Annotated in this window: 13 protein-coding genes; 4 read left to right on the top strand and 9 right to left on the bottom strand. The window is 55.3% G+C overall.

Annotated elements, in window-relative coordinates; all coding sequences use genetic code 11:
* The first annotated feature begins 872 nt into the window (after positions 1-872).
* Positions 873-1,643: a Crp/Fnr family transcriptional regulator gene (locus LNA76_RS08465; RefSeq protein WP_094195341.1), complete on the top strand. Its 771-nt coding sequence runs from the start codon at positions 873-875 to the stop codon at positions 1,641-1,643.
* Here the strand turns inward: LNA76_RS08465 and LNA76_RS08470 are convergent.
* Both LNA76_RS08470 and LNA76_RS08475 read right to left on the bottom strand, forming a co-directional pair.
* Positions 1,582-2,949 (bottom strand): hypothetical protein, encoded by a 1,368-nt coding sequence (locus LNA76_RS08470; RefSeq protein WP_230018834.1) that lies wholly within the window; start codon positions 2,947-2,949, stop codon positions 1,582-1,584. The two genes, LNA76_RS08465 and LNA76_RS08470, sit on opposite strands and share 62 nt — an antisense overlap.
* A gap of 4 nt (positions 2,950-2,953) precedes the next feature.
* Positions 2,954-3,175, bottom strand: a complete 222-nt coding sequence (locus LNA76_RS08475) for a DUF2249 domain-containing protein (protein ID WP_094195343.1) — start codon at positions 3,173-3,175, stop codon at positions 2,954-2,956.
* Positions 3,176-3,423: 248 nt separating this feature from the next.
* Here LNA76_RS08475 and ubiU point away from each other — a divergent pair, with 248 nt between their 5' ends.
* The 3 genes from ubiU to ubiT are packed head-to-tail and all read left to right on the top strand — an operon-like array spanning position 3,424 to position 5,853.
* Positions 3,424-4,419, top strand: a complete 996-nt coding sequence (ubiU, locus tag LNA76_RS08480; protein ID WP_230019176.1) for a ubiquinone anaerobic biosynthesis protein UbiU — start codon at positions 3,424-3,426, stop codon at positions 4,417-4,419.
* Positions 4,420-4,437: 18 nt separating this feature from the next.
* Complete coding sequence (ubiV, locus tag LNA76_RS08485) at positions 4,438-5,340, top strand: ubiquinone anaerobic biosynthesis protein UbiV (protein ID WP_094195344.1); 903 nt, start codon at positions 4,438-4,440, stop codon at positions 5,338-5,340.
* A gap of 24 nt (positions 5,341-5,364) precedes the next feature.
* Positions 5,365-5,853, top strand: coding sequence for a ubiquinone anaerobic biosynthesis accessory factor UbiT (gene ubiT / locus LNA76_RS08490; RefSeq protein ID WP_230018836.1), 489 nt, complete (start codon positions 5,365-5,367; stop codon positions 5,851-5,853).
* 7 nt (positions 5,854-5,860) lie between these two features.
* Here ubiT and LNA76_RS08495 read toward each other — a convergent pair whose 3' ends face one another.
* The 7 genes from LNA76_RS08495 to LNA76_RS08525 all read right to left on the bottom strand — a co-directional run bounded on the left by LNA76_RS08495 (position 5,861) and on the right by LNA76_RS08525 (position 12,133).
* Positions 5,861-6,610, bottom strand: a complete 750-nt coding sequence (locus LNA76_RS08495) for an anaerobic ribonucleoside-triphosphate reductase activating protein (protein WP_230018838.1) — start codon at positions 6,608-6,610, stop codon at positions 5,861-5,863.
* A gap of 17 nt (positions 6,611-6,627) precedes the next feature.
* A complete protein-coding gene (gene nrdD, locus LNA76_RS08500; RefSeq protein ID WP_094195346.1) occupies positions 6,628-6,810 on the bottom strand; it encodes an anaerobic ribonucleoside-triphosphate reductase in 183 nt (60 codons plus the stop codon).
* Positions 6,811-6,990: 180 nt separating this feature from the next.
* A complete protein-coding gene (locus LNA76_RS08505; protein ID WP_230018840.1) occupies positions 6,991-8,835 on the bottom strand; it encodes a ribonucleoside triphosphate reductase in 1,845 nt (614 codons plus the stop codon).
* A 443-nt stretch (positions 8,836-9,278) separates the two neighbouring features.
* On the bottom strand, positions 9,279-9,737 hold the full coding sequence (locus tag LNA76_RS08510) for an HIT family protein (protein WP_230018842.1): 459 nt from the start codon (positions 9,735-9,737) through the stop codon (positions 9,279-9,281).
* Complete coding sequence (trpC, locus tag LNA76_RS08515; protein WP_042488673.1) at positions 9,734-10,534, bottom strand: indole-3-glycerol phosphate synthase TrpC; 801 nt, start codon at positions 10,532-10,534, stop codon at positions 9,734-9,736. Before trpC ends, LNA76_RS08510 begins: the two co-directional genes overlap by 4 nt.
* Positions 10,531-11,565: an anthranilate phosphoribosyltransferase gene (gene trpD, locus LNA76_RS08520; protein WP_094195349.1), complete on the bottom strand. Its 1,035-nt coding sequence runs from the start codon at positions 11,563-11,565 to the stop codon at positions 10,531-10,533. The genes trpC and trpD overlap by 4 nt, the downstream gene beginning before the upstream one ends.
* A 4-nt stretch (positions 11,566-11,569) precedes the next feature.
* A complete protein-coding gene (locus LNA76_RS08525) occupies positions 11,570-12,133 on the bottom strand; it encodes an anthranilate synthase component II (protein WP_123050834.1) in 564 nt (187 codons plus the stop codon).
* Positions 12,134-12,149: the final 16 nt, after the last annotated feature.

Here is a 12,149-nt window from a genome sequence, read left to right on the forward strand (position 1 = left end):
GGCAGCCGTGGTCTGGCGGCATAAGGACCGGATCCTCGCGATCATCAGGCTCGGGCGTCCCTTCCTTCCTCCTGGCCCGTTCTGGGCACCTTGTCTGCCTTGTTCTGTACGGCTTACTCGTGTCTGCTTCGGCTTCTGCTTCCCTCGGGTAACTCCCCCGCGTAGCATCCGGTGCTGCCAATACAGGCCGGAGCCTTCAGCCTCACCTTCCTTCCTTCTTCTGTATGGCTGTTGTCCGCCCCTTCTTCTCGGCTTGCCTCGGGTAGTTACGTGGATTGGCATCCAGTGAGCCAAGAAAGCCTTTGGTTTAATCGAGCTGATGGCCTATCGGCTGGGGGGACGCTGGATCTTCCCCATTCTTCTTCTACAACACCTCTCCATCCCACCCGTAAAAGCTTATTCCGGGCGCTTCTTAACCTACCTTCCTTTTTCTGTTCGGTGACCCGCCGTCGCTTCCATCGTCATGGTGCTTGCCTGACTCTAGCTGCGTGGAGCGTCTATTGTTGATAGCTCTGCACACCTGCATCACCATCAGCCCGTTTCGGTTACCGATCCTCCTCTGGTCTCGGAGCTGTCAGGCCTGTTAGGTGGATTGCGTTTATTCAGCATTTAAGAAGATGTGGGTAACGCGCTTGTTTCAATCAATTCTGCCATCTCATATTCCTTACCTCTAACATGGTCAAATTTGACCGCTTCTTGCTTGGATCTGTTCTTAAGTCATGTTGAACTAACCGTTCTGACAGCCTTTTACTTTCTCCTGAATGCCTCGATTTATCCGTTTGACGTGTATCAATCAGGCGCCGAGCGAATCTGAACAAGAAGGAAAGGAGTGTGTCAGTCTAGCGATGGTTCTATTGGTCTATGGAAAAGATATGGCGGCTCAAGACACAGCTTCACCGGCAAGCAATGAAGATTTATCAGACACCAAGCTAGCGCAGGGGGAAGGGCCTGGCCGTTGGAAACGCATACAGGCTCAATTGGCTCATCTGCCCATATTCAAGGAGTTGCCCCCAGAGCAGTTGGAGCCTATCGCTAAAGGCACTCAGGAAGTGCACGCTTTGCGTGGAACGACTTTATTTCACAGCGGCGACCCTTGTTTGGGCTTTCATATGCTGGTCTATGGTCGGGTGAAACTAGTATTTGTCTCGTCCACGGGGGCCGAGCGTGTTGTACGTTTGGTAGGCCCAGGTGAGGGATTTGGAGAGGCGTTGATGTTCATGGGGCGCAATTACATTGTGACGGCCCAGACATTGGTGGATTCTCTGTTATTGCATATCAACCGCGACACTCTGATGGAGCAGTTGGGCAAAGGCAGTGACGTTGCTCGTCTGATGCTGGCTGGCTTAAGTGAGCGACTTTACCGTTTGATGGGAGAGCTGGAGGCTTATACCTTGCAAAATGGTGTGCAGCGTTTAGTCAGTTATCTTTTGCAAGAGTGGCCGGGCGAAGAAGGTGTGCCTTTCAAGATAGAGGTAGGCAAGTCTGTGATTGCTTCCCGCCTGAATCTAACCCCGGAGCATTTGTCACGTACTTTGCGTGATTTGATGGACCGGGATCTGATTCGGGTTCAGCGGCGTAATTTTACGATTCTGGACAGTGCGGCTTTGCGGCAATATGGTGCTCTGCCTGATATGCGCGGATAGCATGTAGGCTATTGCGATAGCGCTGCCAGGCTGTCCAGAGATTCCACGACAAGATCGCAAAGGACAGTAGCAAGGCAGGTGCGGCTATCCACGTGAAAGATTCGATACCCAAGCTGGCACCGGTCCAAAGCGCCAGGCTTAGGCTATGCAAAGCCCAGTGAGCTCGGGCGGTGGATGCGGGGATGTAGTTGGCAGTCTTGGGGATGAAGCGCAAGAGGGCGCGTGTGTGCTCGGTATTATCGGTGTCCAAGCTGACATGCTTTTGTGCCTCGCGCCAAAGCAGAAAGGGCACGATGGTATAGAGCATTCCACACACTACGGAACCTAAGGCTCCCATAATAAGCAACACTCCTATCGCCAGTTCTGTGTTGGAAGCGGCGGGGTTGTGAGTCCAGAAGTTCAGAAGTACAGCAATCAACAGGCTGCTTAAGGAGCTATACCAGAACAAGGTGCTGGCTCCTGCTGTTGGACGCTTGCGTTGCCAGAGCCGCGCCCAAGTGATCACTGCCCATAAACCGTAGCTTAGGAAGATCAGGTAGGTGACCAGATCACGCACAGGTAGCCAGGAGCCAGGCAAAGAGGCCAAGGCCCACTGCGCGATCAGCAACGCGCTGACAACCCAAGGTAGCCAACGCACCAAGGGGGCAGGGTAAAGCTCGGTGATTTGAAAAATGGGCAGCAACTGGAATGACATGGCAAGCAGTAGTAAGCCTGCCCAGGCGGCCAGACCCATCATCATGTGCAGGTTCAGTAGATTGGCGACGGCTTGTTCGCTTGCCAGCGCAACCAGCATGGCCAGTCCGGTCAAGACAGTCAGCAACAGCCCCAGCAACGCCAGTCGGATAGGGGCGACGATCTCTTTGGCTCCGCGAAAGACGTCGCGCCGAGAGTGCCACAAGGCCAGCATGACCGTCAGCAGATAGCCTCCCAGAGCAAGAGCCAGGAAAATGCCCGCCAGCGTGTATGTCCAGCTTTGCCAGCTAAGGAAGCCTGTCATCAGGAGCAGTGTGCCGACGCTGAGCAAGCTCCAGAAAACCAGAGCCCGACCGCTTGATACCTGAATACGCACATTACAGGCCACCGCCAAAATATGCGTCAAAGAGGCAAACATGGCGCTGCCCACGATCCCCAAGGTCCAGGCGTGGGTCAAGGCCAAGGTAGCCGGGTGCCAGCGGGAGTTGAACAATTCCGGTCCGCTATAGAGCGCCAGCAAGGCAGCCAGCAGTCCAAAAAAAGGGACGTTCGCAAACAGGGGCAAGGTCAGGGACAAAGAGGGCGATTGATCCAGCGATAAAGCGCGTTGCATAGATTTAGTTCCTGCGGATGATGAGCCGAAAGCCGTTTTCTTGGTGTGTGCCTTGATACTTGAAGCCACTGCGCCGCAGAATTTCATATAAAGGGAAGGGCTCTCTATCCAGCCACATGAGCAAAGCCTGGGTGGGGGCCAGTTCGGCTAGGGCTTCCAGGCAATGCTCCATGGGCTCGGGTGCGGGCAGGCCGCGAGTATCCAGTGTGATCTCAGTCTGTGTCATCAAAACTCCAGCACGAAAGGCTTGAAAAGCATTGTGGACTATTCTGACCGCCGATGGCGCAGGCAAAGTGGGACTTGTTTGCCGAGGGTCAGGAGGTGGGAAGAATTTGATATGCGTTAAGGCCCCTTCATTTCAGAGCAGGCATAGTGGTGGTCTTGTCGAGCCAGGATTCGCCCTGGCCAGATTGCTGATCGGGGAATGTCATGAATACTGCGTCCACGGCTTTAGCCGCGTCCGATAACCCGCAGATGGAATTGGTTTGTCCTGCAGGCAGCCTGCCTGCCTTGAAAGCGGCGATTGATAACGGCGCCGATAGTGTTTACTTGGGGTTTCGGGATGCCACCAATGCCCGGAACTTCGCCGGGCTTAATTTTGATGCGCAGGCGATTGAACAAGGGATCGATTACGCGCATCAGCGCGGCCGCAAGGTTTTGCTGGCTCTTAATACCTATCCGCAACCCAATGCCTGGCAGCAGTGGCGCGACGCGGTGGACCGGGCTGCCCAGGCTCAGGTCGATGCAGTCATCATGGCAGACCCTGGTTTGATGGCGTATGCCAGCCAGACACATCCTAATTTGCGCTTGCACTTGTCGGTGCAAGGCTCAGCCACCAACCCGGAAGCCATCAAGTATTACCACCAGAACTTTGGTATTCAGCGTGTAGTCTTGCCGCGTGTCTTGTCCATGGCCCAAGTGGAACAGGTCTGTGAGCAGGTCCCTGTTCAAGTTGAAGTTTTTGGTTTTGGCAGCTTGTGCGTGATGGTGGAGGGCCGTTGTGCCTTGTCCTCCTATGCCACCGGTGAATCGCCCAATACGCATGGAGTCTGTTCTCCCGCCGGGCATGTGCGTTGGGAACAAACTGATCAGGGCCTGGAATCACGTTTGAATGGTGTGTTGATCGACCGTTATCAGGATGACGAGAACGCGGCTTACCCTACTTTATGCAAAGGGCGCTTTGATGTGGCGGGCGAAAACTATTACGCCCTGGAAGAGCCCACCAGTCTGAATACCTTGTCCTTGTTGCCACAGTTGCTGGCGGCGGGTGTTAGCGCAATCAAGATTGAAGGCCGACAGCGCAGCCCGGCTTATGTGGCTCAAGTTACCCAGGTTTGGCGTCAAGCCATTGACTCGGCCAAATCCACGCCAGCCCGTTATTCCGTCCATCCAGCCTGGATGGGGGCTTTGAACAAATTGGCCGAAGGGCAGCAACATACGCTGGGTGCCTATTCTCGGCCCTGGAAGTAGAGCATGGGAGGCTCAAACATGAAATTATCTTTAGGCCCCTTGCAGTACTACTGGTCCCGCGTTGCCACCATGCAGTTTTATGAGTCGGCCTGCGATTGGCCGGTAGAGGTGGTGTATCTGGGCGAAACCGTATGTTCACGCCGTCACGAGCTACGACTGGATGATTGGCTGGATATTGCCCAGATGCTGGCCCAGGCCGGCAAAGTGCCGGTTCTGTCCAGCCAGGTTCTGCTGGAGTCCGGGCGGGACGTGAATACGCTACGCAAGGTCACCGAGCAGGCCGATTATCTGGTCGAAGCCAATGATATGGGTGCAGTACGTTTGATGCAGGGCCGGGACTTTGTCGCCGGCCCTTTTTTGAATGTTTATAACGGGCCGGTGCTGGATTTGATTGCCTCTCAAGGCGCTGTGCGCTGGGTGATGCCCCTGGAAATGGGGCGTGCGGGATTGGCACAACTGCAGCAAGACAGGCCTGCTGGTTTGGAAACCGAAGTCTTCGCCTTCGGGCGTTTACCTCTGGCTTTTTCGGCTCGTTGCTTTGCCGCACGTAACCGCAACTTGCCTAAGGATAATTGCCAGTACGTGTGCATGGACTATCCCGATGGCCTGTTGCTGGAAACCCGTGAAGGGCAGGGATTCTTGACGATCAACGGTATTCAGACTCAATCTGCCTGGGTGTACACCTTGCTGGAGCAGATACAGGATTTGCGCGACTTGGGTGTGGACATGCTGCGCTTGAGTCCGCAGTCTCAACATATGGATGCGGTGGTGCATTTGTTTAAGGATGTCGTGCAAGGACGTATCCAAGCGGCGGATGCCCACGAGGACATGCTGCCTTTACTGCCCGCTAAAGCCTGCAACGGTTTCTGGCATGGTCGTCCCGGTCTTGAATGGGTGGCGCCGGTGTCCGAGCGTTTTTAAGGGAAGGATGCAAGAGTGAATGAAATGACGACTCCTCGTTTGCCCGCTGTGGTGGCTGGTGTTTTAAGCCGCTTGCCCCCTTGGCCCGGCTCCCGCTTGTTTTGTACGGGTTTGAACGTGCTGATGCGTCCGCACTTGCCTGCTGATATTGCGGAGCGACTGGAAGGCCGGGCTTTACGCATACAAGTGGCGGATGCTGGTTTGGCGTTTGACTACACCTGGCGTCAGGGCGCTTTTTACCCTTTGTCTGCGTGCGCGCAGAGTCCGGACCTGATTCTGAAAGCAGATCTTTGGGCGTTTTATCAGCTTTTACAGCGGCAGGAAGATCCGGATACCTTGTTCTTCAATCGACGTTTATCGATTGAAGGTGATACGGAGCTGGGCCTGATGGTGAAAAACACTCTGGACGCCTTGGACCCCGACATTCTGCATCCGCGTGCGGTGATTAAGCAGGGGAAAGCGGCTTTACAGGATGTGCTGCGCCGCCCGATTCGTACGCCTGCCTCTTCATAACTCTCTCTTAAGAGCGCCGCACTTCAAAATGCGGAAACAGCTTCTGCAGGTTTTGCAAGACCTCTGTTCCTGGGTAGGCCTGCGAGGCCTGCCCAGTTTCATTCAGGAAATCATCATTACAGCCTTGCTTGCGGAAAATCTGTACGGCATAGCGCTGTACGCCCAAATCATGCAAGTGTTGCCCCAAAGCCAGTACCGATACTGGACTATGCAGTTGGGGGTGAATGGTGCTGCGGCATTCAAACAGGACATCCTCGTTTAGCAGCAACTGCAAGCTGCGTAGCGGCGCCGCCGCACTATTACTGCGTTGCGTGATGGTGTCGTAGTGTTGAAACTCGGCTTTGATATCCAGACCTATCCAGTCTACCCATGGCAGGACTTCCAGCAACCTGGCTGGATGTGTGCCTGCTGTGTGTAAACCGATTTTGAAACCTAGTCTACGCACTGCGCGTATGGCGGAACCCAGGGCTGGGTCCAGTGTGGGTTCGCCACCGCTAAAGACCACAGCATCCAGCAGGCCGACGCGACGAGTCAGAAAATCCAGCAAGGCGTTCCAATCAATAGCACTGTTTGGCCTGCGGTCTTGCAGGTGAGGGTTATGGCAGTAGCCACAGCGCCAGGGACAGCCTTGCACAAAGATGACAGCGGCTAACTGGCCGGGGTAATCCGTAGCCGAGAAAGGGGTACAGCCGCCCACTTTCAATGCCTCTTTGCGAGCAGGTTTGGCCGGGTAAAGATGGCGCGTGGCGTAAGTCATGTCACTTAACCAGATTTCTACAGATTGGGGCCAGTGCTGCTTACAGAGGCGCTGGCTTCGGTGAAGTAGCGGCGCTCATGAAATTCGCCTTGCTTGCCAATATTGAAGGATGACATGGGGCGGTGATAGCCCATGACGCGAGTCCAGATTTCGCAGGGCTGGCGTTCGCAATCTTCAAGAGTGATGGTGTCGGTGTTCATGAGTAACTCCCTGGATAAAAAGGGCCGTCACGCTAAGCGGATGTGACTAGCCGAGGTGTGTGCCAAGAGGCGGGTTGTGTAGATACATGCTGAGGAAAGTGAAGAATTTGGCTTTCGCTGAGCTAAGTGGGTTGGGTTTAGCTGGTCTTGGCAAAAAGGATCTGTTCGAAGAGATCGGATTTAATGGATTGGTGTCGGTGTCGGTGTCGGTGTCGGTGTCGGTGTCGGTGTCGGTGTTGCTGCCTGCGACCGCATTGAGGTTTCCGCGCCCGCGTCGTTTTGAGCGTCAGTTTCGACCCTGGCCTGAGCTATCTTGTTAGCCAGCAATTCGCTGTCGCAATGCGGGCAAAACTCATGTTTTCCAGACAGATAGCCATGTTTAGGGCAGATGGAAAAAGTAGGTGTGACGGTGATGTAGGGTAAGGAAAAGCGGTTCAAGGCTCGTTGCACCAGATTACGGCAGGCATCGGTGCTGGACAGGGCCTCGGTCATGTACAGGTGCAGCACGGTGCCGCCGGTGTATTTGCCTTGCAACTCGTCTTGTCGTTCCAATGCCTCGAAGGGGTCTTCGGTAAAGCCTACCGGCAACTGTGAGGAGTTGGTGTAGTAGGGCATGTGCTCGGTGCCTGCTTGCAGAATGTCGGGCCAGCGGGCGCGGTCCTCTTTGGCAAAGCGGTAGGTGGTGCCCTCGGCAGGGGTGGCTTCCAGGTTGTACAGGTGGCCGGTACTTTCCTGAAATTCCACCATGCGCGCCCGAATGTGATCCAGCAAACGCAGGGCAAAGCGGTGTCCCCACGGGGTGCATAAATTCTGCTTGTCCTGGGTAAAGTTGCGGATCATCTCGTTAATGCCGTTAACTCCCAGCGTGGAGAAGTGATTGCGCAAGGTGCCCAGGTAACGGCGCGTGTAGGGAAACAGCCCTTGGTCCATATGTTGCTGAATCACGGTACGCTTGATCTCCAGGCTGTCGCGGCCCATTTCCAGCAGTTCATCCAAGCGGGCAAACAGGCCTGCTTCATCACCTTGATACTGATACCCCAGGCGGGCGCAGTTCAGGGTGACCACTCCCAGGGAGCCGGTCTGTTCGGCAGAGCCAAACAAACCATTGCCGCGTTTGAGCAGCTCACGCAGATCCAGTTGCAGGCGGCAGCACATGGAGCGGATCATATTGGGTTCCAGTTCAGAGTTAATGAAGTTCTGGAAGTAGGGCAGGCCATATTTGGCTGTCATGGCAAACAGGCGCTCGGCATTGGGGCTGTGCCAGTCAAAATCCCGGGTGATGTTGTAGGTGGGGATCGGGAAGGTGAAGGCACGGCCACGGGCATCGCCCTCGCTCATGACTTCGATATAGGCCTGGTTGATCATGTCCATTTCGGCTTGCAGATCCCCGTAGCAAAACGGCATTTCTACGCCACCGATTTGCGGCACTTGCTCGCGCAGGTCGTCCGGACATACCCAGTCAAAGGTCAGATTGGTAAAGGGCGTCTGCGTACCCCAGCGTGAGGGTACGTTCAGGTTGTAGATCAGCTCCTGCATGCATTGGCGCACCTGCTTGTAGCTCAGGCCGTCCTTGCGGATGAAGGGAGCCATATAGGTGTCAAAAGAGCTGAAGGCTTGAGCACCGGCCCATTCGTTTTGCAGGGTGCCCAGAAAATTGACGACCTGGCCTACTGCACTGCTTAGATGTCGCGGTGGGCCGGATTCGATTTTGCCGGGCACGCCATTGAGCCCTTCATTCAGGAAGGTGCGCAAGGACCAGCCGGCGCAGTAGCCCGAGAGCATGTCCAGATCGTGGATATGCAGGTCGGCCTGACGGTGTGCCTGGCCGATGGCTTCGGGGTACACATGGCTGAGCCAGTAGTTGGCAATCATCTTGCCCGAGCTGTTCAGAATCAGTCCGCCCAGCGAGTAACCCTGGTTGGCATTGGCCTGGACGCGCCAGTCCTGGCGGTCCAGATATTCAGTAATGGAGCGGATGATATCCAGCTGAGCAGCTGGACGCGATGCGGTTTCCTGGGTAGCCATATTTTTCGCAAAAAACTATATATAGTGATTTTTAGGATTTACGACACTATATATGGTGGTTTTTGGTGGGGCCAGACGATTGTCGCCTAGGCTTGATCTAGGTTAATTCTGTGCTTGAAGTGACAAGAGCAGCGATCTTGTCGGAAGGAGGTTGCAGGACGCGGCTTGCCCGTATCGTTCTGATGTGGAGGGTGTGTGACGGCGAGAAGGCCGGGCTCTCAAGCGCAAAGAGGTGGCTATGACCATGCCAAGCAAGCAGTTTATGTGGTTTGCGAGTAAGTAGCGCAAGAGCAGGCTTGCTCTTGTCGGTGCAATAACGCGTCAGTGCGCCTTATGGATGGGTGGCGTGCTTGCCAGTTATTGTGCGCCGTCTCTTTTTTTGGGAGGCACAAAAATACCCGCTGCCTTTTCATAGGCCAGCGGGTACTTCTTGAATAGCGGGTTTAGTGCTTGAATCGTGCTTTTAGCGCAGTACACAGTGCCTGCTGATACTGGCTGACTTGCTCAAGCAGGCGTTCTTCGTGGGAAGCCCAGCCTTGTTTTTGTTCTTCTGTGCGTGCGGGGGCGGGCGACCAGGCCGAGTCCGGAAAGAAAGGGTCGTCCGTCCAGCGTGGGATGATGTGCCAGTGCAGATGCGGCACCTGATTCCCGAATTGGGCCAGATTGATCTTGGTGACTCCCAACTGCTCGCGTTGTGTCTGTTCAACTATATAGACCGCCGCCATAAGGTGCTGCCGCTGCGCTTTAGACAGATCTGTCATTTCAGCCACGTGATCTTGCCAGATCACCCGTGTATAGCCGGGAAACGGGCTGTCTGAGACAGCCAGCACCTGCAGCCCTGCACCCGACCATAACAATTGATCGGGTTTCAAGGCGCACAGAGGGCAAGCGGTGGAGCTCATGCAGGTTGACCGAAGAACAGGTTTTGCAGGGCGACGCCCGGATCAGGTTCACGCATGAAAGCTTCGCCCACCAGGAAGGCTTGCACCTGGTTTTCACGCATCAGGGCCACATCTTCAATGGTATGGATACCGCTTTCGGTCACAACGCGTTTTTCGCTAGGAATGAAGGGCAGCAGGTCCAAGGTGTTCTGGGTGCTGGTTTCAAAGGTGCGCAGATTACGGTTATTGATACCCAGCAGGCTGGTCTTCATTTGCAAGGCAATATCCAGCTCGGCGCGGTCATGCACTTCAACCAGTACGTCCATGCCCAGTTCGTGGGCCATTTCTTCGTATTCCATCAGTTGATCCTGCTCCAGTGCGGCGACGATCAGCAAGATGCAGTCGGCACCCATGGCACGGGCATGGATGATCTGGTAGGGGTCAATAATGAAATCTTTGCGTAGTACGGGCAGCGCGCACACGGCACGGGCCTGACGCAGGTGGTCGTAAGAACCCTGGAAATATTGAATATCGGTCAGCACCGACAGGCAGGCCGCGCCGTGGGCGGCGTAGCTGGAAGCAATTTCCGTGGGGTTGAAGTCGGCACGGATCACACCCTTGGACGGGGAGGCTTTTTTGACTTCCGCAATAATGGCAGGCTTGCCTTGAGCAATTTTGTCTTCAATGGCGCTGGCAAAGCCGCGCAGGTCGTTCCGGTTCTTCGCTTCGCGCAGCAGATCGGACTCGCTACGCAGTTGGCGGGCGGTGACGACTTCAGCTCTTTTGGTGTCGAGGATCTTGGCCAGAATGTCGTTCATGGATGTAAATTCCTTGTATAGGCACGGAATTGTTCGAGTTTTTCGCGTGCGGCACCGTTGGCAATGGCCTCAAAAGCCATGCGCAGGCCTTGTTCAATGGAGTCAGCGTGGTTGGCGGCATAGATGGCCAAACCAGCGTTGAGGCCCACGATATCACGAGCCGTCCCCTCTTGGTTATTGAGGGCTTCCATAATCATGACGGCGGATTCCTCTTTGCTGGAGACGCGAATGCTGCGGTTGGAGGTCATCGCCATACCAAAGTCTTCGGGGTGAATTTCGTATTCACTCACTTGGCCGTCTTTCAGTTCGCCTACCAGGGTGGCCGCACCCAGAGAGGCTTCATCCATGCCGTCCTTGCCGTGTACGATCAATACGTGTTTGGCGCCCAGGCGTTGCATGACGCGGACCTGAATCCCCACCAGGTCGGGATGAAAGACACCCATCAGCTGGTTGGTTGCTCCGGCTGGGTTGGTTAACGGCCCCAGAATATTGAAAATGGTGCGCACGCCCAGTTCTTTGCGCACGGCGGCCACGTTTTTCATGGCTCCGTGGTGAGCAGGGGCAAACATAAAGCCGATATTGGTGTCGGCAATACTTTGCGCCACTTGCTCGGGCGAGAAAGTCAGGTTCACCCCCAAGGCCTCCAGCACGTCAGCACTACCCGAGGAGGAGGACGCGCTGCGGTTGCCGTGTTTGGCCACTTTCACCCCGACGGAGGCGGCCACAAACATAGCGGCAGTGGAGATATTGAAGGTATTGGAGCCGTCGCCACCTGTCCCGCACATGTCCAGCAGTTCGTCTGGGTTCGGTGTAATGACGGGGGTGGCAAATTCGCGCATCACCTGGGCGGCGGCAGAAATCTCACCGACGCTTTCTTTTTTTACGCGCAGGCCCATCAGCAAGGCAGCCGAGATCTGGGGCGACATTTCGCCGCGCATCAGCATGCGCATCAGATGCAGCATTTCGTCGTGGAAGATTTCCCGGTGTTCGATACAGCGCACCAGTGCTTCGGTAGGAGTGATGGTGTTCATGATATTAGAGGTCCAGAAAGTTCTTCAGTAAGGCGTGGCCATGCTCGCTGAGCACCGATTCAGGGTGAAACTGCACGCCATAGATAGGCAATTGGCGGTGACGTATGCCCATGATTTCGCCGTCTTCGGTTTGTGCGGTGACTTCCAGGCAATCCGGCAGGCTGTCGCGCTCGATGGCCAGGGAGTGGTAGCGGGTGACGTTAAAGGGCGAGGGCAAGTTGCCAAATACGTCCGTGCCCTGGTGGGTAATCGGGGAGACTTTCCCATGCATGATTTGCTGCGCACGAATAATGCGGGCACCAAAAGCATGCCCGATTGCTTGGTGACCCAGGCAGACGCCCAGAATCGGTAGCTTGCCGGCAAAGTGCTGGATCAGTGCAACCGACAGGCCCGCATCCGCAGGGGATTTGGGGCCGGGCGAGACGCACAGATGGCTGGGATTCAGGGCTTCAATTTCTTCAAGAGTGACTTGGTCGTTGCGTCGTACCACTACCTCCTGACCCAGTTCTCCAAAATACTGGACCAGGTTGTAGGTAAACGAGTCATAGTTATCGAGCATGAACAGCATGGGAATACTCCGGCAA

It is taken from the genome of Alcaligenes sp. MMA, assembly GCF_020907215.1.
In the GTDB taxonomy this organism is placed as follows: Bacteria; Pseudomonadota; Gammaproteobacteria; order Burkholderiales; family Burkholderiaceae_B; genus Alcaligenes; species Alcaligenes aquatilis.

Bases quoted from the DNA above. Each gene is read 5' to 3' on its own strand.
- nrdD (WP_094195346.1), bottom strand. From the start codon at position 6,810: ATGAACACCGACACCATCACTCTTGAAGATTGCGAACGCCAGCCCTGC.
- LNA76_RS08475 (WP_094195343.1), bottom strand. From the start codon at position 3,175: ATGACACAGACTGAGATCACACTGGATACTCGCGGCCTGCCCGCACCC.
- LNA76_RS08465 (WP_094195341.1), top strand. From the start codon at position 873: ATGGCGGCTCAAGACACAGCTTCACCGGCAAGCAATGAAGATTTATCA.
- LNA76_RS08495 (WP_230018838.1), bottom strand. From the start codon at position 6,610: ATGACTTACGCCACGCGCCATCTTTACCCGGCCAAACCTGCTCGCAAA.
- LNA76_RS08505 (WP_230018840.1), bottom strand. From the start codon at position 8,835: ATGGCTACCCAGGAAACCGCATCGCGTCCAGCTGCTCAGCTGGATATC.
- trpD (WP_094195349.1), bottom strand. From the start codon at position 11,565: ATGAACACCATCACTCCTACCGAAGCACTGGTGCGCTGTATCGAACAC.
- LNA76_RS08525 (WP_123050834.1), bottom strand. From the start codon at position 12,133: ATGCTGTTCATGCTCGATAACTATGACTCGTTTACCTACAACCTGGTC.
- trpC (WP_042488673.1), bottom strand. From the start codon at position 10,534: ATGAACGACATTCTGGCCAAGATCCTCGACACCAAAAGAGCTGAAGTC.
- ubiU (WP_230019176.1), top strand. From the start codon at position 3,424: ATGGAATTGGTTTGTCCTGCAGGCAGCCTGCCTGCCTTGAAAGCGGCG.
- LNA76_RS08510 (WP_230018842.1), bottom strand. From the start codon at position 9,737: ATGAGCTCCACCGCTTGCCCTCTGTGCGCCTTGAAACCCGATCAATTG.
- ubiT (WP_230018836.1), top strand. From the start codon at position 5,365: ATGACGACTCCTCGTTTGCCCGCTGTGGTGGCTGGTGTTTTAAGCCGC.
- LNA76_RS08470 (WP_230018834.1), bottom strand. From the start codon at position 2,949: ATGCAACGCGCTTTATCGCTGGATCAATCGCCCTCTTTGTCCCTGACC.
- ubiV (WP_094195344.1), top strand. From the start codon at position 4,438: ATGAAATTATCTTTAGGCCCCTTGCAGTACTACTGGTCCCGCGTTGCC.